The following is a 19,021-nucleotide window of genomic DNA, read 5'->3' as shown; positions in this document are numbered from 1 at the left end:
CCGTCTGCGCATCCATTCGCGCGGCCCATCCGGATGGATGGCATCACTACCCTCCCGGCCGAACTGCGGACCGGGAGGGGTATTCGTTACTTACTTACCGGACTTGATCTTGGTCCAGCTGCGGGTCATCAGACGCTGCACCTTGGCCGGCAGATCCGGGAAGGTGTAGATCTTCTGCAAGGTTGCAGAGTCCGGATAAACCCCCGGATCGGTACGGATCGCCTCGTCAACCAGCGGGGTCGCCGCCTTGTTGCCGTTAGGCGCCTGCACCTGATTGGTGATGTTGGCGATCACGTCGGGCTTCATCAGATAGTTGATGAAGGTGTGGGCCGCCTCGACGTTCTTGGCATCCGCCGGGATGGCGATCATGTCAAAGAAGCTGCCAGCCCCCTCTTTCGGAATGGTGTAGGTCAGTGCCACGCCATTTTTGGCTTCCGCCGCCCGCGCCTTGGACTGCTGCAAATCCATGGAGTAACCGACAGCAACACACAAGTTGCCGTTGGCCAGATCCGAGATGTACTTGGAGGAGTGGAAATAGGCGGTATAGGGACGGATGGAGAGGAACAGCTCCTCGGCCTTCTTCAGCTCGTCCGGCTTCTGGCTATCCGGTTTGAAGCCCAGATATTGCAGGGCGGCCGGTAACATTTCGGTCGGCGAGTCGAGGAAGGAGACGCCGCACTCCTTCAGCTTGGCCATGTTCTCCGGCTTGAACACCAGATCCCAGGAGTTGAGCGGCGCATCGGCCCCCAGTACGGCCTTCACCTTCTCGGCATTGTAGGCATAACCGATGGTGCCCCACAGATAGGGGATGGAGTACTGGTTGCCCGGATCGCTCGGGTCGAGCGCCTTGAGCAGGTCGGTATCCATATTTTGCCAGTTGGAGAGCTTGGACTTGTCCAGCTTCTGGAACACGCCAGCCCTGATCTGTTTGGCCAGGAAGGGGTTGGACGGCACCACGATGTCGTAGCCGGATTTACCAGCCAGCAACTTGGCTTCCAGTACCTCGTTGCTGTCAAACACGTCATAAACCACCTTAATGCCCGTCTCCTTCTGGAAGTTTTCCAGGGTATCCGGGGCGATATAGTCGCTCCAGTTGTAGACGTGCAACACCTTCTCTTCAGCCATTGCTCCGGCACTTGCCATGACCAGAGCCACAGAGGCAGCGATCACTCCCGTTTTGAAAGACATCATCCTTGTCTCCTAAGCAAATTGTATGCGCATGCCAACCTGCCTGGCGGCAGCTATCCCTTCAGCTTTGCAGCCGTCAGATCCAGACTGAGCCTGGCTAGCTTGACCAATTCATCAACCTGTTCCTCGGTGATCACCAAGGGGGGCGATATGATCATGGTATCGCCTACCGCCCTCATCACCAAGCCATTGTTAAAACAGAATTCCCGGCAAGTCATCCCGGCATTGGCATGGGCCGGGAAACGCCGGTTGGTCTGCTTGTCCTGGACGATTTCCAGGGCGGCGACCAGCCCGCGGCCACGGGTTTCACCCACCAGCGGGTGGTCAGCCAGCTCTGCCCAGCGGCGCTGCAAATAGGGGCCGATGGTATCATGCACTCGCTTAACTATGCTCTCCTTTTGCATAAGCTGGATATTGGCCACCGCCACCGCGCAAGAGACCGGATGGCCCGAGTAGGTGAAGCCGTGGTTGAACTCGCCCCCCTCTTCCACCAGCCCCTTGGCAACCCGGTCACTCACCATCACAGCGCCGAGCGGCAGATAACCGGAGGTAATCCCCTTGGCCAGACACATCAGATCCGGCTTGATGCCAAACCCTTCGCTGGCAAACCAGTGGCCGGTACGGCCAAAGCCGCAGATCACCTCGTCGGCTATCAGCAAAATGCCGTAGTGATCGCAGATGCGCTGGATCTCCGGCCAGTAGCTGTCAGGCGGAATGATGACACCGCCCGCCCCCTGGATCGGCTCGCCGATAAAGGCGGCCACCTTGTCCACCCCCAGCTCCAGAATCTTCTGCTCCAGCTGACGGGCCCTCTCCAGCCCAAACTCGTGGGCACTCATCCCCTGCCCCTCACCGAAGTGGTAGGGCTGGTCGATGTGCACTATGCCGGGAATGGGCAGACCACCCTGGGCATGCATCCCTTTCATGCCACCCAGACTCGCCCCCGCCACGGTGGAGCCGTGATAGGCGTTGTGGCGGCTGATGATCACCTGTTTTTCCGGTTGCCCCTTGCTGGCCCAGTAGTGGCGCACCATCCGCAGCACGGTGTCGTTGCACTCGGAGCCGGAGCCGGTAAAGAAGACATGGTTGAGATGGGATGGCGTCACTTCGGCCAGCAAGGTGGCCAGCTCGATCACCGGCGGGTGCGCGGTCTGGAAGAAGAGGTTGTAGTAGGGCAACTGCTGCATCTGACGGGTGGCGGCATCCACCAGCTCCTGCCGACCATAGCCCATATTGACGCACCAGAGCCCCGCCATGCCGTCCAGAATGCGCTTGCCTTCGGAGTCTTCCAGATAAACGCCGCTGGCTTTGGTGATGATACGGCTGCCCTTCTTGTTCAGGGCCTGAAAGTCGGTAAAGGGGTGCAGGTGGTGGCTGGCATCCTGCTGCTGCCACTCACGGGTAGTCTGTTGCATTGTTAGCTCCTCGGTTCCTTCGATTTAGCTGGTTCTGTTCGTCAATCATCAGGAGGGCTGCCACTCCCGCAATCACTGCCACTTTCGCGTGGACTGCGGCACGGCCTGCTCCTCACATCCTTCAATTCGAGCCAAAAACTGTTATCAACCATGCAACCAGAGCGGTGGCGAGCCAACTTCCGCTCACAACCATCCTCAGGCGGAGGCACTCCTCCATCCCGTATTACCGGTTACAGGCAGGGGAGGCAGCCTGCCTCCCCGATTCGGACGATGCGTGGCCGGCACGCATCCGGGTCAGACGTTCAGCAGCAGGAACTCTCGCTCCCAGCGGCTGATCACCCCGAAGTAGGTCTCGTACTCTTTGCGTTTGACCGCGACAAAGGCGCGTGTGAAGCGCTCCCCCAACATCTCCTTGATCGGCTCGCACTGTTCGAGATGGCTGAGCGCCTCCTCCAGCGAGCGGGGCAGACTGTAGGGCAGGTCGTAGGCGCTGGATTTCATCTCCTGCATGGGCTCCAGCTTCTCCATCATGCCAAGATAGCCGCACGCCAGGGTGGCGGCCAGCGCCAGATAGGGGTTGGCATCGGCACCGGCGAAGCGGTTCTCCACCCGGCGGGCACTCGGGTCGGAGAAGGGTACCCGCAGACCACAGGTGCGGTTCTCGACACCCCACTGGACGTTGCGTGGCGCGCTCTCACCGAAGGTGAGGCGGCGGTAGGAGTTGACATTGGGAGCCAGCAGGGCTGTCACCGCCGGGGTGTACTTCTGCAGACCTGCGATGAAATGCATGAAGAGTTCGGAGTTGCCGCCATCCGGGGTACCGAACAGATTTCGACCGTTCATATCCTCCAGACTCTGGTGGATGTGCATGGCGGAGCCCGGCTCGTTGCTCATCGGCTTGGCCATAAAGGTGGCGTAGATGCCGTGGCGATGGGCCGCCTCACGCATGGTGCGCTTGAAAAGGAACACCTGATCCGCCAGATCGATGGCATCCCCGTGCAGGAAGTTGATCTCCATCTGGGCAGCACCGGACTCGTGGATCAGGGTATCCACCTCCAGCTCCTGCGCTTCGCAGTAGTCATACATGTCTTCGAAGATGGGATCGAACTCGTTGACCGCATCGATACTGAAGGACTGGCGAGCTGTCTCCGGACGGCCGTTGCGCCCTACCGGCGGCATCAGCGGATAGTCGGGGTCTTCGTTGCGGGTGACCAGATAGAACTCCAGCTCGGGCGCCACCACCGGCTTCCAGCCCTGAGCCTCGTAAAATGACAGAACCCGACGCAGTACGGAGCGAGGTGCAATGTCGATCAGCTTGCCGTTGACGTCGTAACAGTCATGGATAACCTGAGCGGTAGGTTCCAGCGCCCAAGGGACGAAACGGATGGTGTTGGGGTCAGGATAGAGCTGCATGTCCCGCTCCAGCGGATCGATCATGCTGTCGTCATCCGGATATTCACCGGTCACTGTCTGGGTGAAGATCACCTCGGGCAGACGCATGCCCCCTTCTCGCAAAAACTTGTTGGCTGGGATGATCTTGCCCCGGGCGTTGCCGGTGAAATCAGGGAAGAGACACTCCACTTCCGTGATGCGATTGCTCTCCATCCAGCCCTTGATACTGTCCATGTTAAACCCCGACTCTACGGTTGCCATTGGCAAGGGTGTCTAATATATGGAACACCCTTGTTATCAAATTGTAATCAACACCACCATAAAAGCCCGCTATCAGGGGTAATGTCAAGCAGTGGTGTTTAAAAAACTATAAATAACGGCGCATATAATGACCAAGTCGGCACCAAATACTAAACACTCGTGGTCTCGCCTCTCCCCAGTGCAAAGCCGGTGCCAACCGGCCAAAACCAGATGTCAGATCCCGTCAGATCAGCCGCTAAAGGGGCCATTTTTTTGCAAAGGCGCACAATCCCTGTCCTATTTGCTTTGCTTGGCTGCTTTTTTTTGGTACAAGGCCCGCCCTGATTTGCACTCTCTTGCATGAAAACGGTGCAAATCAGACGAGAAGGGCTTGGTCTGCAGGCAGACAGCCCCCATAAACAGGGATAATTGGGTTAGTAAACTGACTGGTAGTAAATCGTATGTGTGATTTCATGACTGAAGACCAACTGGCCTTTTACAAGGGGCAGATCGAGCGGCAGATCGCCGAGCTCGAAGAGCGCCTGAACTCCCAGGCCAGCCAGGCCATCGCCACCGACACCAACGAGATGGCCGATGAAATTGACCGTGCCAGTATCGAGGAAGCCCGCCGTCTGGAGCTGAACCGCATCGAGCACGACAAGCTGCACCTGCGCAAGCTGAGGGGCGCATTGAAGCGAATGAACGATGGAGATTTCGGTTACTGTGAATCTTGTGGTGACGAGATCTCTCTCAAGCGGCTGCAAGCTCGTCCAGAGTCCCGTTTCTGCGTCGAATGCCAGAGCACCAAGGAATTTAACGATACCCACGTGTTCCGCCGCGTCGCCTGATTCTTCGAAGAACCGTCACCATTCAGGTGCAACAGACGCCAACAAGGCTGGGCCCGCGCTCAACCTTGCACAACGCCTCGCAGCAAGATGGTGACAAGTTCTGTTAGACTCCGGACACCTTCCGGAATCTACAGGAGAATAGAGAGTGAAATGGCTCATCAAACTGTGTTTGTGCCTGCCACTGCTGGCACAAGCACAGGTTCTGACGGTCAAGGTTCCCAGCCGTCCCGTCAACAATCTTGATCAGGAGTACCAGCTCAAACTGCTGGAACTGGCCCTGACCCGCTCCGGACAACCCTTTCGCATCCAGCCTGTCGAACTCGACCTCAACCAGTTCACCCTTCAGCAGCAGCTGAGCAAGGGCAAGACCATCAACGTCTTCTGGATGGGTACCTCCAGCGCACTCGAATCCTCCCTGATTGCCGTCCCCATTCCGCTGTTTCGCGGACTGGAAGGATTGCGGCTGTCGTTCATCCACGCGGATGCCCAAGAGAAGTTCAACCAGATCAATACCCTGGCCGACCTCAAACAGCTGAAGGCGGCACAAGGGGTCGGTTGGGCCGATAACAAAATTCTGGAAAATGCGGGCATCCCGACCTTCTCCGGCCGATACAGCAGTCTGTTTCGCCTTATCAACGACGGCGACAAGATCGACTTCTTCCCGCGCGCCCTGGTGGAGATCTTCGCCGAGCGCAGCGAGCTGGTGGCGCAGTATCCCAACCTCGCCATCGAGCAGCATCTGCTGATCCGCTACCCCTTCGCCCAGTTCTTCTTCGTCAGCCCCGAATACCCCAAGCTGGCCAAGGCGATTCAGACCGGGTTGGAGCGTGCCTATGCCGATGGCAGCTTTATGAAGTTCTTCCATGACAACCCCAAGATCCGCGAAGCGCTCGCCAGCGCCAACCTCGATCAGCGGGTCACCATCGCCCTGCCCAATCCGGATATGACCCCGTTGCTAAAATCCATTCCGGCCCAATATTGGGAGTATCCACCGCAAGGATAAGCATCACGAACGCCTGACCACGAAGGTCAGACTGCGAGAACACAGTGCGCCAGGGAGGTGCCATGAAGGGAATCCAGGAGTGGTTTGAGGAGTACGGCCAGAGCCATCGCCATCCGGTCAACGTCGCCATCCACAAGCTGGCGGTGCCGGGCATCTATTTCTGCTCGCTGGCGCTGCTCTGGTGTCTGCCACACGGGCCCTTGCCAGAGCCCCTCAACTGGGCGGCAGTGGCAGCCATTCCGGTGCAGCTGTTCTATCTGCAACTGTCGTTTTCGCTGTTCGCGGGGATGGCGGTGCTGACCGCGCTCGGGCTGGCCTTCTGCCACCAGTGGCAGGGGCCGCTGCTGTGGCCCTCGGTGGCAGCGTTCGTGCTGCTCTGGATAGCCCAGTTTGTCGGCCACAAGATCGAGGGCAAACGCCCCTCCTTCCTCGCCGACCTGCAATTTCTGCTGATAGGCCCCGCCTGGGTGCTTGCCAGCCTCTATCGTCGTCTGGGCATTCCCTATTGAGGAATGCCGGGCCAACAGGAGAGACCATGACACATAACCACACGCGACATAACGCCCTTCGCCGCGCCCTGCCCCTGCTGGTGGGGGCCCTGTTTGCCGGCCCGGCACTGGCCGACAAGGCCGACCCGGTCGGTGAAGTGAGCACCGCCTTCAAGCTGTTTGGCCCCAACCACAAGATCCTGGTGGAGGCGTTCGACGACCCGCGCATCGACGGCGTCGCCTGCTATCTGGCGCGCCCCAAGACTGGTGGCGTCAAAGGCGGGCTGGGCCTGGCGGAAGATCCCTCCCATGCCTCCTTGTCGTGCCACCAGATCGGCCCCATCACCCTGCCCGAAAAGCTGAAGGCAGGGGAAGAGGTGTTCGATGTCAGCACCTCGCTGGTGTTCAAGGAGCAGAAAGTGGTGCGTTTTTACGACAAGAAACGCAATGCACTGGTTTACCTGACCTATAGCACCAAACTGGTGGATGGTTCGTACAAAAGTGCAGTCAGCGCCGTTCCCATCATGCCGTGGGGACAATAACCAGCCGGTTTGTCCGGTGATAGCTGACCCATTTTGTTGTAATTTGACGACACACACGCTGCGGAGCACATACCATGAAAGTCGCCGTATTCAGTACCAAGAGCTATGACAAAGAGCATTTCAACCAGGCCAACAGCCAGTACGGCTTCGACCTGGAGTTTTTCGATGTGCGGCTGGAAGCCAAAACGGCCCGACTGGCTCACGGCTTCCCGGTGGTGTGTCTGTTCGTCAATGACGATGCCGACCGCGAGGTATTGACCGAACTGGCTGCCAACGGCACCCAGGTGATCGCCCTGCGCTGTGCCGGTTACAACAACGTGGATCTGGCGGCTGCCAAAGAGCTGGGGCTGAAAGTAGTGCGAGTACCCGCCTACTCCCCCGAGGCGACCGCCGAGCATGCTGTCGGCATGATGATGTGCCTCAACCGCCGCATCCATAAGGCTTATCAGCGCACCCGCGACGCCAACTTCTCGCTGGAAGGGCTGGTCGGCTTCAACATGCATGGCAAGACCGTTGGCGTCATCGGTACCGGCAAGATCGGTCTGGCCGCCCTGCGTATCCTCAAGGGCTTCGGGGTTCGCCTGCTGGTGAACGACCCTTACCAGAATCCGGCGGCCATCGAGCTGGGAGCCGAGTACGTGGATCTCGATACCCTGTTCCGCCAATCCGATATCATCAGCCTGCACTGCCCGCTGTTCAAAGAGAACTACCACCTGTTGAACAAGGAGGCATTTGCCAAGATGAAGGACGGGGTAATGATCATCAACACCAGCCGTGGCGGCCTGCTCGACTCCAATGCCGCCATCGAGGCGCTCAAGACTTCCCGTATCGGTGCTCTGGGGCTGGACGTCTACGAAGAGGAAGAGGATCTCTTCTTCTCCGACAAGTCCAACGAGGTGATCACCGATGACGTGTTCCGCCGTCTGTCCGCCTGCCACAACGTGCTGTTCACCGGCCATCAGGCGTTCCTGACCCGCGAGGCGCTGCACGCCATCGCCGATACCACCCTCGGCAATATCCGCGCTATCGAGAGCCAGGGCCGCTGCGACAACGAAGTGGAATAAGGGCTCGCCCTCTCTTCGTCACGCGCCGGGTTGTGAGACCCGGCGCCTTCGGGTAGGCTAGCCCCCCTTTTTTATTCAGGAGTCTGGCGCCCATGTTTATCGGATTTGATTACGGCACCTCCAACTGTGCCGTGGCCGTGATGGAACAAGGTAGCCCCAGGCTGCTGAATCTTGGTGCATCCCGCTATCTCCCCTCCACCCTGCATGCCCCCCACCGGGATGCTATCGCCGGTCTGTTGGCCGAAGGGCTGGCCCCCGCCCAGCAGGCGGAGTACCTCAAGCTGCGTGGCCCCGTGGTCACCCGTGCCCAGATGGTTCGCCGCCAGATGCGCGAAGAGGGACTGATCGACGAGCTGAGCTTTGGCGGCGCTGCACTGGAGCGCTATCTGGAAGAGCCGGACGACGGCTACTACATCAAATCGCCGAAATCCTTTCTCGGCGCCTATGGCCTCAAGGCCCCCCAGATCGCCCTGTTTGAAGACATCGTCTGCGCCATGATGCTCCACGTCCGCCAGCAGGCGGAGCAGCAGCTCGGTGCCCCGATCCGCCAGGCGGTGATCGGCCGTCCGGTCAACTTCCAGGGGCTGGCGGGGGAAGAGAGCAACCAGCAAGCTATCGCCATCCTGACCGAGGCAGCCCGTCTGGCCGGTTTCGAGCAGGTGGAGTTCCTCTATGAACCGGTGGCCGCCGGGTTTGAATTCGAGGCGCGCCTCACCGAAGACGCCGTGGTGCTGGTAGTGGATATCGGCGGCGGTACCACCGACTGCTCCATGCTGCGGATGGGTCCCAGCTACCGCGATCAGCTGGATCGCAGCGGCGATCTGCTCGGCCACAGCGGCCAGCGGATCGGCGGCAACGACTTCGATATCCGCCTGACGGTGGAGGGGATGATGCCGCTGCTCGGCATGCACGAGACCCTCAAGACCGGCAAGCCGCTGCCCCACCCGCTGTTCTGGGATGCGGCAGCCATCAACGACGTCAGCGCCCAGAGCCGCTTCTACAGCCTCGACACCGCCCGCCAGCTGCAGGATCTGCAGCTCGACAGCCAGCCCGGCAGCAAGTTGGGGCGTCTGGCCAGCCTGCGGGCCCACAAGCTGAGCCACCAGCTGGTGTGGCGTGCCGAGCAGGGCAAGATCGCCCTCTCGGAGCAGGAACTCAATCACCAGTCGCTGGCCGAGCTGGAAAAAGGGCTGGAAGCGGAGCTGACCCGCGAACAGCTGGCCAACGCCTCGGCCCTGCTGCTGGAAAAAATTGGCGAGCTGATGGACGAAGCGATTGCCGCTGCCGGAGTGCAGCCTGATCGCATCTTCGTCACCGGTGGTAGCGCCCGCTCGCCGCTGATCGCCAGCTTTATCCGCCAGAAGCTCCCCTCCATCCCGCTTGAGGGTGGCGATGACTTCGGCTCGGTGGCTGCCGGTCTTGCCCGTTATGCCGAGCGGCTGTTCGTCAACTGAGCCCTGAGATAGCGTAAATCGATTGCAACATCCCCCGGGTGTTGCCATTAAGCGACAGTCACGCGGGACAAGGGACGACAGAAGCGGTCGGTCGTCCCCTCTCCCGCCCTGCTCCCGACTGCCCAAAAAGGGTATTCTTGACGCTCCCCCAACCGGAGCCCCCTCATGCCCAGATTGCCCTTTTTGTTGCTGATCCCCCTGTTACTGCTCGCTGGCTGCAGCTCGACCGCCTTTGTTCAGCAAGATCTGCAACACCACCACTGGGTACTGAGCAAACTGGATGGCGAACCGATCGAGGCCCCCCGCGACAATCCCCCCGATTTCGAGATCGGCGAGCACTTCACCGTCAACGGCATCGCCGGTTGCAACCGCTACTTCGGTCAGGGCCATCTGGAAGATGACAAACTGTGGGTCACCAGTCTGGGCAGTACCGAAATGGCCTGCATGCCGCCGCTGGACGCCATAGAACAGGCCGTGCTGACCACCCTGACCGAGGGGGCGACTTTGAGCGGCACCAGCCAGAGCCTGATCCTGCAGGGCAAACGGCACCGTTTGGAATACACCTTGCGCGACTGGGTGTTCTAGCGCTCACAAAGCCGCATCACAAACAGGAACATGTTGTCCGGCTGTGGCACAATATGAGGCAGAGTTCGCAATGGAGGCTGCCTCAGCCATGTCGATGGATCGCCTGTTTGACAAGATCAAACAACTCCCCACTATTCCCAAGCTGCTGCACGAGTTGATGCAGAGCTTCAACGACGAGAATGCCCGCATCGACCAGATTGCGGCCAAGATCGCCATGGACCAGGTGATCAGCGTCAAGGTGCTAAAGATGGCCAACTCGGCCGCCCTGCGCCGTGGCAACGAAGTGACCTCCATCGAACAGGCGGTGATCCGCCTCGGCTTCAACCGACTGCGCTCTGTGGTGGTCGCTTCCGGCATCATCGGCACCTTCAAGGCCCCGCCCAGCTTCGACAAGAACAAGTTCTGGACCGAGACCTTCCAGGTCGCCACCATAGCCCGGACCCTGGCGCAGGAGGCCAAGGTGCTCGACCCCGAGACCGCCTTCACCTGTGCTCTTATCCACAACATCGGCGAACTACTGATCCAGAGTACCTTGCCGGAAGAGGCCGAGCTCATCAACATGGCGATCCAGAACGGCAGTAGCCGGGTCGAGGCCCAGCGGGAGATGCTGGGCTACGACTATGCCCAGCTTGGTGCCGAGCTGGCGCGACGCTGGAACCTCTCCGAGGCCTTCGTCGATGCCATCTCCCAACAGCTTGACCCGCTCTCCCACGATCCGGTCAGCAAGGAGGCGGTGCTGATCCGCCTCGCCGTGTTTATCTCCTTCGCCTGGAACGCGGGCGTGCCTGCCCAGGCCATCATCGCCCGCTTCCCCAAACCGCTCGCCGACCAGTTGGGACTGGATCCCAAGTCGCTGGCAGGCCAGCTCGAAACACTGCATGAACAGGGTAATGCCCTCGCCGATCTTCTGACTCAATAAGCATCATGACCCATCCGTTTCTGTTTCATCCCCAGGTGGCGCCCTGGTTCAAAGAGAGCGCCGACGCACTGCAATTGACCCTCTTTAGCGAGCTGGATGCGCCGATCCGCGAGGTATGGCTGCGCCACGAGCCGGATAACGAGGAGTACCTGATCCCGATGACGGCGGTCTCCACCCGCGATCGGCTGCAGGTATGGCAGGCGACTCTGCCGCTCATCAAGGGACAAGATATCCACCTCTACAGCTTCAAGTGCCTCACCGACGAGGAGCAGTGGTGGCTGCACGGGGCGGGCGTCAGCGCGTCCATGCCGCCACGGGAGCAACATTTTCGCTTCAACAGCCTGCACCAGCCACCGGCCTGGGTGCAGGATCAGGTGTTCTACCAGATCTTCCCCGACCGCTTCTGCAACGGCGATCCGTCGCTGAGCGTCAAGCATCACGAGTACGAGTACCGCGGCAAAGCGGTGATCAGCAAGGCGTGGGGCGAGCCGGTCAGTCGTCATGAAGAGGGCCACGGCGCCTGCGAGTTTTACGGCGGTGATCTGGCGGGCATCGATGCCAAGCTGCACTACCTGCAATCTCTCGGGGTAACGGCGCTCTACCTCAACCCCATCTTCGATTCGCCGAGCAACCACAAGTACGACACCCAGGACTACTTCAAGGTCGATGCCCACCTCGGCAGCAACGAGCAGTTCGCCGAGCTGACCCGCAACCTGCACCAGCGCGGCATGAAGATCATCCTCGATGCGGTGGTCAACCACACCTCTACCGAGCACCCCTGGTTCTGCCCGCCACTGGGAGCCCAGAGCAACCCGGACTCCCCGTGGCGCAGCTTCTACACCTTTGATAAAGAAGGGGATTACGTCAGCTGGAAGGGCATTCGCAGCCTGCCCAAGCTCGACTTCTCCTGCGAGAAGGTACAGGACGCCGTCTATCGGGCCGATGACGCCATCCTCCGTTACTGGATGCGCGCCCCTTACCAGATCGATGGCTGGCGCTTTGACGTCATCCACATGTTGGGCGAGCGCGGCACCGCCGAGGGCAACAGTGGTCACGTGCGCGCCATTCGCGGGGCAGTGAAGCAGGAGAACCCGGACGCCTATGTGCTCGGCGAACACTTCTTCGAGGCGAGCCAGTGGCTGCAAGGGGATCAGGAGGACGGCGCCATGAACTACTACGGCTTCGCCCACCCGATCCGTGCCTTCCTGGCTGGCAAGGATATCGCCTACCACCCCATCAAGATCAGCGCCGAAGAGCTGGATCGCTGGCTCAAACTGGCGCGGGCCCATATCCCGTTCAAGAACCAGCTGGCCCAGTTCAACCTGCTGGACAGCCACGATACCGCCCGTTTCCTCCACCTGCTGGGAGAGGACAAACAGCGGATGCAGCTGGCCGCCACCCTGCTGCTCACCTATATCGGTGTGCCGTCCATCTACTACGGCGATGAAGTGGGGCTCTCCGGCGGCAACGATCCGGACTGCCGCCGCTGCTTCCCGTGGGATACCACAGACTGGGATCACGTGCTGCACGACCACTATCGCCGACTGATCCAAATCCGCCGCCAGCGCCCCTCCCTGCGCCGCGGCGATATCCAGACCCTCTATGCCGGGCCCCACAGCTATGTGTTCACCCGCACTCTGCAAAGCGATCAGGTGGTAGTGGCCTGCAACCGCCATCCGAGCGAGCCGCGCACCATCAGCCTGCCCCTGTGGCAGACCGCGAGCCCCGCCAGCCGCTTCACCGACGCCTTCAACGGCGAGAAGTTTGAAGTGGTGCAGGGCGAGGTACAGCTCACCATCCCGGCCAACTCGGCGAGAGTGCTGATCTCCAGCTGAGCGGGCAACTGACGCGCTGAAAAACAAAACCGGAGCCCAAGGCTCCGGTTTTTTTTATTCCGTTCAATCCACCATGACGTCTGGCCCCTAACCAGCCGCCATCAGTAGTTGATGCTGACGTAGGGCACTTCCGGCACCTGCCAGCGCTGCTTGAGGTAGACGGTGAGCACGAAGAAGAAGTTGGCCAGCAGGTTGGCGAAGCGATAGAGAATGGGATCGAAGGCCACCCCGCTCTCTTCCAGCCTGACCAGCAGCCGCACCACCTTCTTGCTGCCGCAGCGGCACAGATGGAGGGTGGGAATGGGCTGTGGCCCCTGTGGCAGCACAAAACCGGTGACGCTGCCGCGACTCGCCTCGTTGTAGTGGTCGTAACGGGCCTTGAGCCACTCAAGATCTGCATCGAAGATCCCCAGCTTGCCGCGTACCGAGCCGTTTAGGTTGTAGATAAGTCGCTGCAACGCCGCGAGATCCGCCAGCATGGGCTCGGTATCCGCATCCGGCGCAAGGCGTGACAGCACGGCCCCAACCTGACAACAGAGCTCGTCCGTGGCGATTTCAAAATCACATTTGAGCGAGGTTTCGAAGATAAAGGGGTAGCAGAGCTCGCGCTTGTCTCTTGGCTTCTTGGGGTTCATGGGGCAACCGGATTGGAGAAAAGGCCAGTTTGCCAGCCCCGGGAAGGGCTGGCAAACGGCAGCTCATTACTTGCGTAACGCGCTGTGGCTCAGACGTTCTTACTGGCGGGCTCGGTGGAGGGCTGGAACTGGTTGATCATCCGCAGCGCCTCCAGCATCCGCTGGTTGAAGCTGGTGAAGCGATCGACCTGTGCCGGTTCCCCTTCCCCTCTCGCCGCCAACACGGCCGGGGTCAGCGCCTGTTGTTGGGATGGTGGCAGCAGGCTATCCGCCTGTTTCTGCACCTGATCCAGCTTGGGCAGGTAGTCTGCAAACGGCTTGATCAGATCCTGCAGGGAGTGCGCCCCCTGATAGGTCTGGCTCAGCTTGACGCTCTGCTTGAGCTTGAGGGAGTAGGAGGCCAGCTGGCTGTCATCCAGTTTCAGCTCGCCCGCCTTGTCCAGCAGCTCCTCGAAGTTGCCGGAGAAGAAGTTCCCCGCCAGCTCGTCGATCCCCTTGACCAGCTTGCCGATGGACTCCATCTCGTCGCTGCTGAGATCCCCCTCCAGCGAGAAGCTGAAGCTCTGGCTCGATTTGAGGCTGAACTGGCTGCCGCTCTCGCTACTCTGGGACTTGGTCTGCCAGCTGTCGTTGAAGCGCAGCACTACCTTGTCGCCATCCTTGGTCTGGATCTCCAGATACCCCTGCTGGCGACTGGCCATCTCGGCCTGTCCCATGTCGGTCGGGGAGACCTTGCCGAAGAACTCCTTCTCGAACTCCTCGAGCCCTTTCTGGATCAGCTTGTAGCTCTGATCGATACCGGTTTTGATATCGTCGTTGTCAGTCGCCCACTTGCCGAGCTGCTTCTTTGCCTCCTCAAAGCCCTTGTCGACCCCCTTGCGGGCCTGCTCCATCATCCCGGTCAGGTCGTCGTCGGATTTGCCATCGGCGCGCGCGGCACCAAGCCGCCCGGTCACGAACTGCAGCACGTTGTCCGCCACCGACTGGAAGTCGAACAGGGTCTCCGGGGTGATCTCCTCGGGCTCTTTCACCTTCGGCGCCTGATAGCCCTGGCCGTTGATCTCCAGCGAGAACTGCAATGCCTGCTGGATCAGCACCTGCGCCCACTTGGGCGGCTTGTGCAAGGAGACCTCCTCCTCGCTCTTGACCTGTTTCTGCTCCGCCTGTTGCGGCGATTTGGGAGAAACACCCACTCCCTTGGGTTGGGCTGCGCCCACTCCTTCGATCTGCATAATGTGTCCTCCCACCATGCCTGTAGATCAGCTATCGGCCTGACTGAACACTTCTTGACCACAAAATGCTGGACAATCTGCGGCTGGCTTTTAAAATCGGGCCCCTTTGGGTGGCCTGTTGCCTTCCCCCGATTTCGACCCGGCCCGGCCGGTGTGCATGTGAGGTATTTATGACCCAATCCCAACAGCCTTCCGCGAACGCTCCGGCGCCTAGAACCGCGGCCGACTATCAGGCCCAACTCGACGAAAAGCACGCTCGCCTCACCGAGCTGTTTGCCGGCTTCACCCTCCCGGCGCTGGAAGTGCACAGCTCACCGGCGGAGTACTACCGGATGCGCGCCGAATTTCGCATCTGGCACGAGGGGGACGACCTCTTCCACTGCATGTATGCCCCGGCGACCAAAGAAATTATCCGGGTCGACCACTTCCCCACTGCCAGCCGCCTCATCAACCAGCTGATGCCGCTGCTGCTGGAGGGGCTCCGTCCCCATCAGGTGCTGCGTCGCAAGCTGTTCCAGATCGACTACCTCTCCACCCAGTCCGGCCAGATCATCGTCAGCCTGCTCTATCACCGCAAGCTGGAGGCCGAATGGCAACAAGCCGCCGAAGCGCTGCAGGCCGCTCTGCGCGCCAAAGGGTTCGAGCTGCAGCTGATTGGCCGCGCCCACAAGCAGAAGATCTGTCTGGGGGATGACTTCGTCATCGAGCAGCTCAACGTGGCGGGTCGCCAGCTCACCTACAAGCAGGTGGAGAACAGCTTCACCCAGCCCAACGCCGCCATCAACGAGCAGATGCTGGCCTGGGCGCTGGATGTGACCAAAGAGAGCGAAGGGGACCTGCTGGAGCTCTATTGCGGCAACGGCAACTTCTCCATCGCGCTGGCGCAGAACTTCCGCAAGGTGCTGGCCACCGAGATCGCCAAGCCGAGCGTCGACTCCGCCCAGTTCAATATCGCCGCCAATGGCGTCGACAACCTGATCATCCTGCGCATGTCAGCCGAGGAGTTCACCATGGCGATGCGTGGCGAGCGGGAGTTCAACCGCCTCAAGGGGGTCGACCTCAAGAGCTACCAGTGCAACACCATCTTCGTCGACCCGCCCCGCGCCGGTCTCGATGATGCCACCGTCAAGCTGGTGCAGGAGTACGACAACATCCTCTACATCTCCTGCAACCCCGAGACCCTGCAGGCCAACATGGCCGTTCTGGGCGAAACCCACGAGATCGCCCGTTTCGCCCTGTTCGACCAGTTCCCCTGGACCCATCACATGGAAGCCGGGGTCTATCTGCGCCGCAAGGCCGGTTGATTCAGGCAGACAGGAAAACAACAACAGGGCCGGATGGCCCTGTTTTGTTAGTGACTGAACACCGGCCTCACTCCAACCGGAAGTGGCCCACGATCTCCCGCAGCCGGTCGTAGGTCTGCTGCATCGCCGCAGAGCTGGCGACCGTCGCTTCGCCATTGTGGGTCAGCTGGCGGATCACCTCGGCGATGGCGCTCATGTTGCGATTGATCTCTTCGGCCACCGCGCTCTGCTGCTCCGCCGCCGTGGCGATATGGCTGATGAGATCGTTGATCTCCACCACTTCTCCCGCCATCAGGTCCAGCGACTCGTTGACCCTGGTGGTGTTCTCGGCCGCCCCCTGACAGCTCTGCTTGGTATTGCCCATGGCATCCACCACAGTGCGGGTGCCTCGCTGCAGACTGGCCAGCATGGTCTGGATCTCGGCTGTGCTCTGCTGGGTGCGGGCCGCGAGGGAACGCACCTCGTCTGCCACCACCGCAAAGCCACGCCCCTGTTCACCAGCGCGGGCCGCCTCGATGGCGGCGTTGAGGGCCAGCAGGTTGGTCTGTTCGGCAATGCTGCCGATCACCCCCAGCACAGAGCCAATCTGCTGCACATCCTGCTGCATCGCCTCGATGGAGCGAGCAGTGGCTTCCACTTCGTCCACCAGCGCCATCACGCTGACCATCGCCTGATCCACCACCTGACGGGACTGGCTTGCCAGCTGCTGGCTCTGGCCGGTGAGCCGGGCAGTGCTGGCCGCACTCTCGGAGACGGAGACCGCGGTGCGGCTCATCTCGTTGATGGCGGTCACCACCTGCTCGGTCTCGCGTACATGGTCCGCCAGCAGGGACTGGGCGGCGCCGGTCTGACTGGCCAGCCCCTCGATACCGCTGTTGAGCTGGCCGCTCGCCTGTCGCACCTCCCCCATCATCTCCTGCAGCCGCTCGATAAAGCGGTTGATCCCGGCCGAGATCTGGCCCAGATCATCGGTACTGGTCACCGCCAGCCGGCGGGTGAGATCGCCACTGCCGCGAGAGAGCTCCAGCACCAGATCCCGCAGCGAGAGGATAGGGCGATAAGCCACGTTGAGTGCCAGTATGGCAAGCACCATCACCACCACGGCGACACCGAGCAGCGCCATGATGATCTGGCCGTTGAGTGCACGGGTCATCGCCTGGATGTAGTCGAGGTCGATGTAGCCAGTCAGCGTCCAGCTGCTGCCGCGAATATCCAGCTGGTTGGGGCGCGCTTCGCTCTCCCCCTGCGGCTTGCTGTTATAGAGGCTGTTGCCCTGACTGTCGGCCAGCGAGAAGTAGCGGCCATCGCCACTCATCTTCTCCAGCAGGCTTTTGAACTCGCTCATGTCGAGGTAGTAGAGATATGCGGAATCGGCACCGCGCGGCACCAGAATGGTGATGACCGGCTTGCCATCCACCTGTTGCAGCGGGCTGACGGTGATCTGGTTATTGGCGGCGGGGATCAGCTTGCGCAGCGCATCCACTTTGGCGCTGTCGTTGATGACCCCGCTCACGTCGAAGGCCATGTCGCCGATCACCTTGACGATGTTGTGAAAACCGGTCTCTTGCAGGGTCTTCTTGACGTTGGTCACCCCGAAGTTGAGGTTGGCGGCCAACAGGATTTTCTGATTGATGTCGCTGGCCAGCTTCTCTTTGACCAGGGTGATCTGTTCGTTGATGTTGTGGGTGGCCTGAGTGCGAATGTAGCCACTGATGAAGTGGTTGACGCTGAGCCCGGCGGTGCCGATGGTGACCAGAATGGCCAGTAGCAGCAAGAGGTAAATCTTGACCTTGAATGGCATGGGTTCCCTCCAGAAGAGAGGGCTGGCAGCGCCAACCCTCCCTGCCAATCGTTATTTCTTCTTGGCGTACTTCATGGAATCCAATGCCACCGCCAGAATGATGATGCCGCCCTTGATGATGAACTGCCAGTAAGGGCTGACCCCGATATAGGTCAAACCATAGTTGATCAGGGTGAAGATAAGTACGCCGGTGATCACACCCGCGACCGTTCCCACCCCGCCGGCAAACGACACGCCGCCCACCACGCACGCCGCGATGGCATCCAGCTCGTACATGAAGCCGAGGTTGTTGGTGGCGCTACCGATACGGCCTGCTTCCAGCATGCCGCCGAAGGCGTAGAAGACCCCCGCCAGCGCATAGATCATTACCAGATTGACCGCCACATTGACGCCGGAGACCTTGGCTGCCTCGGGGTTGCCGCCGATGGCGAAGATGTTTTTGCCAAAGCGGGTCTTGTTCCACAGCACCCAGACAAAGACGCTGGCGATGGCCGCATAGAAGGTGAGATAGGAGAGTTTGAATCCTCCTATCCGGATAAACCCTTGGGCGAAGCTGGAGAAGCGGGGGTCAAACCCGGCCACCGGCGAAGCCCCTACCGAGTCAAAGTAGAGGGAGTTGATACCGTAGACGATGATCATGGTGCCCAGGGTGGTAATGAACGGGGTAACGTTCAGGTAGGCCACGATCAGACCGTTGACCAGACCAATCAGCGCCCCCACCACACAGACCAGCAGGATCACCGCAGGAATGGGCACCTCCCCCAACGTCGGGAACACCTTGTTGACGTTGGTCAGCGCCTGCAACATGGTTGCCGCGATGAGTGCCGCCAGACCGACCTGACGACCGGCCGAGAGATCCGTCCCCTGAGTGATGATGATGCCCGCCACCCCCAGCGCTATGATGACCCGCACCGAGGACTGGGTCAGGATGTTGCTGAAGTTGGTGAGGCTCAGGAAGGAAGGCTCCTGGATCACGATGACCATGAGCAGCACCAGCAGCACCAGATAGATGGCGTTTTCCTTGAGCGCCTGCATCAGATTGAAATTTTTAGCCGACTCCATAAATGTCTTCCTGT

17 protein-coding genes are annotated in these 19,021 nt (G+C 60.4%); 10 read left to right on the top strand and 7 right to left on the bottom strand.

What is annotated here, in order from left to right:
- Positions 1 to 90: 90 nt before the first annotated feature.
- The 3 genes from G5229_RS12420 to G5229_RS12410 all read right to left on the bottom strand — a co-directional run bounded on the left by G5229_RS12420 (position 91) and on the right by G5229_RS12410 (position 4,229).
- Complete coding sequence (locus tag G5229_RS12420) at positions 91 to 1,188, bottom strand: extracellular solute-binding protein (RefSeq protein ID WP_201937706.1); 1,098 nt, start codon at positions 1,186 to 1,188, stop codon at positions 91 to 93.
- 53 nt (positions 1,189 to 1,241) lie between these two features.
- Positions 1,242 to 2,603, bottom strand: coding sequence for an aspartate aminotransferase family protein (locus G5229_RS12415; protein WP_421209216.1), 1,362 nt, complete (start codon positions 2,601 to 2,603; stop codon positions 1,242 to 1,244).
- A gap of 294 nt (positions 2,604 to 2,897) precedes the next feature.
- On the bottom strand, positions 2,898 to 4,229 hold the full coding sequence (locus G5229_RS12410; RefSeq protein WP_005342613.1) for a glutamine synthetase family protein: 1,332 nt from the start codon (positions 4,227 to 4,229) through the stop codon (positions 2,898 to 2,900).
- Between the two features lie 467 nt (positions 4,230 to 4,696).
- Here G5229_RS12410 and G5229_RS12405 point away from each other — a divergent pair, with 467 nt between their 5' ends.
- The 9 genes from G5229_RS12405 (at position 4,697) to malZ (ending at position 12,973) form a co-directional block, all read left to right on the top strand.
- Positions 4,697 to 5,083: a TraR/DksA family transcriptional regulator gene (locus G5229_RS12405; RefSeq protein ID WP_216952650.1), complete on the top strand. Its 387-nt coding sequence runs from the start codon at positions 4,697 to 4,699 to the stop codon at positions 5,081 to 5,083.
- A gap of 145 nt (positions 5,084 to 5,228) precedes the next feature.
- Positions 5,229 to 6,086: a hypothetical protein gene (locus G5229_RS12400; RefSeq protein WP_227341601.1), complete on the top strand. Its 858-nt coding sequence runs from the start codon at positions 5,229 to 5,231 to the stop codon at positions 6,084 to 6,086.
- 62 nt (positions 6,087 to 6,148) lie between these two features.
- Complete coding sequence (locus G5229_RS12395) at positions 6,149 to 6,595, top strand: DUF962 domain-containing protein (RefSeq protein ID WP_421209215.1); 447 nt, start codon at positions 6,149 to 6,151, stop codon at positions 6,593 to 6,595.
- 26 nt (positions 6,596 to 6,621) lie between these two features.
- Positions 6,622 to 7,116: a CreA family protein gene (locus tag G5229_RS12390; protein ID WP_421209214.1), complete on the top strand. Its 495-nt coding sequence runs from the start codon at positions 6,622 to 6,624 to the stop codon at positions 7,114 to 7,116.
- Positions 7,117 to 7,190: 74 nt separating this feature from the next.
- Positions 7,191 to 8,180: a 2-hydroxyacid dehydrogenase gene (locus tag G5229_RS12385; protein ID WP_005340720.1), complete on the top strand. Its 990-nt coding sequence runs from the start codon at positions 7,191 to 7,193 to the stop codon at positions 8,178 to 8,180.
- Positions 8,181 to 8,272: 92 nt separating this feature from the next.
- Entirely contained in the window at positions 8,273 to 9,634 is a 1,362-nt protein-coding gene (gene yegD, locus G5229_RS12380) for a molecular chaperone (RefSeq protein ID WP_421209213.1), read from the top strand.
- A gap of 165 nt (positions 9,635 to 9,799) precedes the next feature.
- On the top strand, positions 9,800 to 10,219 hold the full coding sequence (locus tag G5229_RS12375; protein WP_270905936.1) for an META domain-containing protein: 420 nt from the start codon (positions 9,800 to 9,802) through the stop codon (positions 10,217 to 10,219).
- A gap of 70 nt (positions 10,220 to 10,289) precedes the next feature.
- Entirely contained in the window at positions 10,290 to 11,138 is an 849-nt protein-coding gene (locus G5229_RS12370; protein ID WP_421209212.1) for an HDOD domain-containing protein, read from the top strand.
- 5 nt (positions 11,139 to 11,143) lie between these two features.
- Positions 11,144 to 12,973, top strand: coding sequence for a maltodextrin glucosidase (gene malZ / locus G5229_RS12365; protein WP_421209211.1), 1,830 nt, complete (start codon positions 11,144 to 11,146; stop codon positions 12,971 to 12,973).
- Positions 12,974 to 13,074: 101 nt separating this feature from the next.
- Here malZ and G5229_RS12360 read toward each other — a convergent pair whose 3' ends face one another.
- Both G5229_RS12360 and G5229_RS12355 read right to left on the bottom strand, forming a co-directional pair.
- Entirely contained in the window at positions 13,075 to 13,608 is a 534-nt protein-coding gene (locus G5229_RS12360) for an ATP--cob(I)alamin adenosyltransferase (RefSeq protein WP_075116198.1), read from the bottom strand.
- A gap of 89 nt (positions 13,609 to 13,697) precedes the next feature.
- Positions 13,698 to 14,840 (bottom strand): DUF5610 domain-containing protein, encoded by a 1,143-nt coding sequence (locus tag G5229_RS12355; protein ID WP_421209210.1) that lies wholly within the window; start codon positions 14,838 to 14,840, stop codon positions 13,698 to 13,700.
- A 170-nt stretch (positions 14,841 to 15,010) separates the two neighbouring features.
- Here G5229_RS12355 and trmA point away from each other — a divergent pair, with 170 nt between their 5' ends.
- Positions 15,011 to 16,144, top strand: coding sequence for a tRNA (uridine(54)-C5)-methyltransferase TrmA (gene trmA, locus G5229_RS12350; protein WP_421209209.1), 1,134 nt, complete (start codon positions 15,011 to 15,013; stop codon positions 16,142 to 16,144).
- Positions 16,145 to 16,211: 67 nt separating this feature from the next.
- Here trmA and G5229_RS12345 read toward each other — a convergent pair whose 3' ends face one another.
- Both G5229_RS12345 and mglC read right to left on the bottom strand, forming a co-directional pair.
- Positions 16,212 to 17,945, bottom strand: a complete 1,734-nt coding sequence (locus tag G5229_RS12345; RefSeq protein ID WP_368208602.1) for a methyl-accepting chemotaxis protein — start codon at positions 17,943 to 17,945, stop codon at positions 16,212 to 16,214.
- A gap of 51 nt (positions 17,946 to 17,996) precedes the next feature.
- Positions 17,997 to 19,007 (bottom strand): galactose/methyl galactoside ABC transporter permease MglC, encoded by a 1,011-nt coding sequence (gene mglC, locus G5229_RS12340; RefSeq protein ID WP_005342585.1) that lies wholly within the window; start codon positions 19,005 to 19,007, stop codon positions 17,997 to 17,999.
- Positions 19,008 to 19,021: the final 14 nt, after the last annotated feature.

The sequence above is a fragment of the Aeromonas sp. 602396 genome (assembly GCF_049173735.1).
Lineage (GTDB): Bacteria > Pseudomonadota > Gammaproteobacteria > Enterobacterales > Aeromonadaceae > Aeromonas > Aeromonas veronii_A.
The sequence above is the reverse complement of the archived record's forward strand: the minus strand, read 5'-3'. Positions and strand labels throughout refer to the sequence as shown.

Coding starts and splice junctions, on each gene's coding strand:
- G5229_RS12345 (WP_368208602.1), bottom strand. CDS start 17,945: ATGCCATTCAAGGTCAAGATTTACCTCTTGCTGCTACTGGCCATTCTG.
- G5229_RS12390 (WP_421209214.1), top strand. CDS start 6,622: ATGACACATAACCACACGCGACATAACGCCCTTCGCCGCGCCCTGCCC.
- yegD (WP_421209213.1), top strand. CDS start 8,273: ATGTTTATCGGATTTGATTACGGCACCTCCAACTGTGCCGTGGCCGTG.
- G5229_RS12375 (WP_270905936.1), top strand. CDS start 9,800: ATGCCCAGATTGCCCTTTTTGTTGCTGATCCCCCTGTTACTGCTCGCT.
- G5229_RS12405 (WP_216952650.1), top strand. CDS start 4,697: ATGTGTGATTTCATGACTGAAGACCAACTGGCCTTTTACAAGGGGCAG.
- malZ (WP_421209211.1), top strand. CDS start 11,144: ATGACCCATCCGTTTCTGTTTCATCCCCAGGTGGCGCCCTGGTTCAAA.
- G5229_RS12395 (WP_421209215.1), top strand. CDS start 6,149: ATGAAGGGAATCCAGGAGTGGTTTGAGGAGTACGGCCAGAGCCATCGC.
- G5229_RS12385 (WP_005340720.1), top strand. CDS start 7,191: ATGAAAGTCGCCGTATTCAGTACCAAGAGCTATGACAAAGAGCATTTC.
- mglC (WP_005342585.1), bottom strand. CDS start 19,007: ATGGAGTCGGCTAAAAATTTCAATCTGATGCAGGCGCTCAAGGAAAAC.
- G5229_RS12420 (WP_201937706.1), bottom strand. CDS start 1,188: ATGTCTTTCAAAACGGGAGTGATCGCTGCCTCTGTGGCTCTGGTCATG.
- G5229_RS12355 (WP_421209210.1), bottom strand. CDS start 14,840: ATGCAGATCGAAGGAGTGGGCGCAGCCCAACCCAAGGGAGTGGGTGTT.
- G5229_RS12415 (WP_421209216.1), bottom strand. CDS start 2,603: ATGCAACAGACTACCCGTGAGTGGCAGCAGCAGGATGCCAGCCACCAC.
- G5229_RS12370 (WP_421209212.1), top strand. CDS start 10,290: ATGGAGGCTGCCTCAGCCATGTCGATGGATCGCCTGTTTGACAAGATC.
- G5229_RS12410 (WP_005342613.1), bottom strand. CDS start 4,229: ATGGACAGTATCAAGGGCTGGATGGAGAGCAATCGCATCACGGAAGTG.
- G5229_RS12360 (WP_075116198.1), bottom strand. CDS start 13,608: ATGAACCCCAAGAAGCCAAGAGACAAGCGCGAGCTCTGCTACCCCTTT.
- trmA (WP_421209209.1), top strand. CDS start 15,011: ATGACCCAATCCCAACAGCCTTCCGCGAACGCTCCGGCGCCTAGAACC.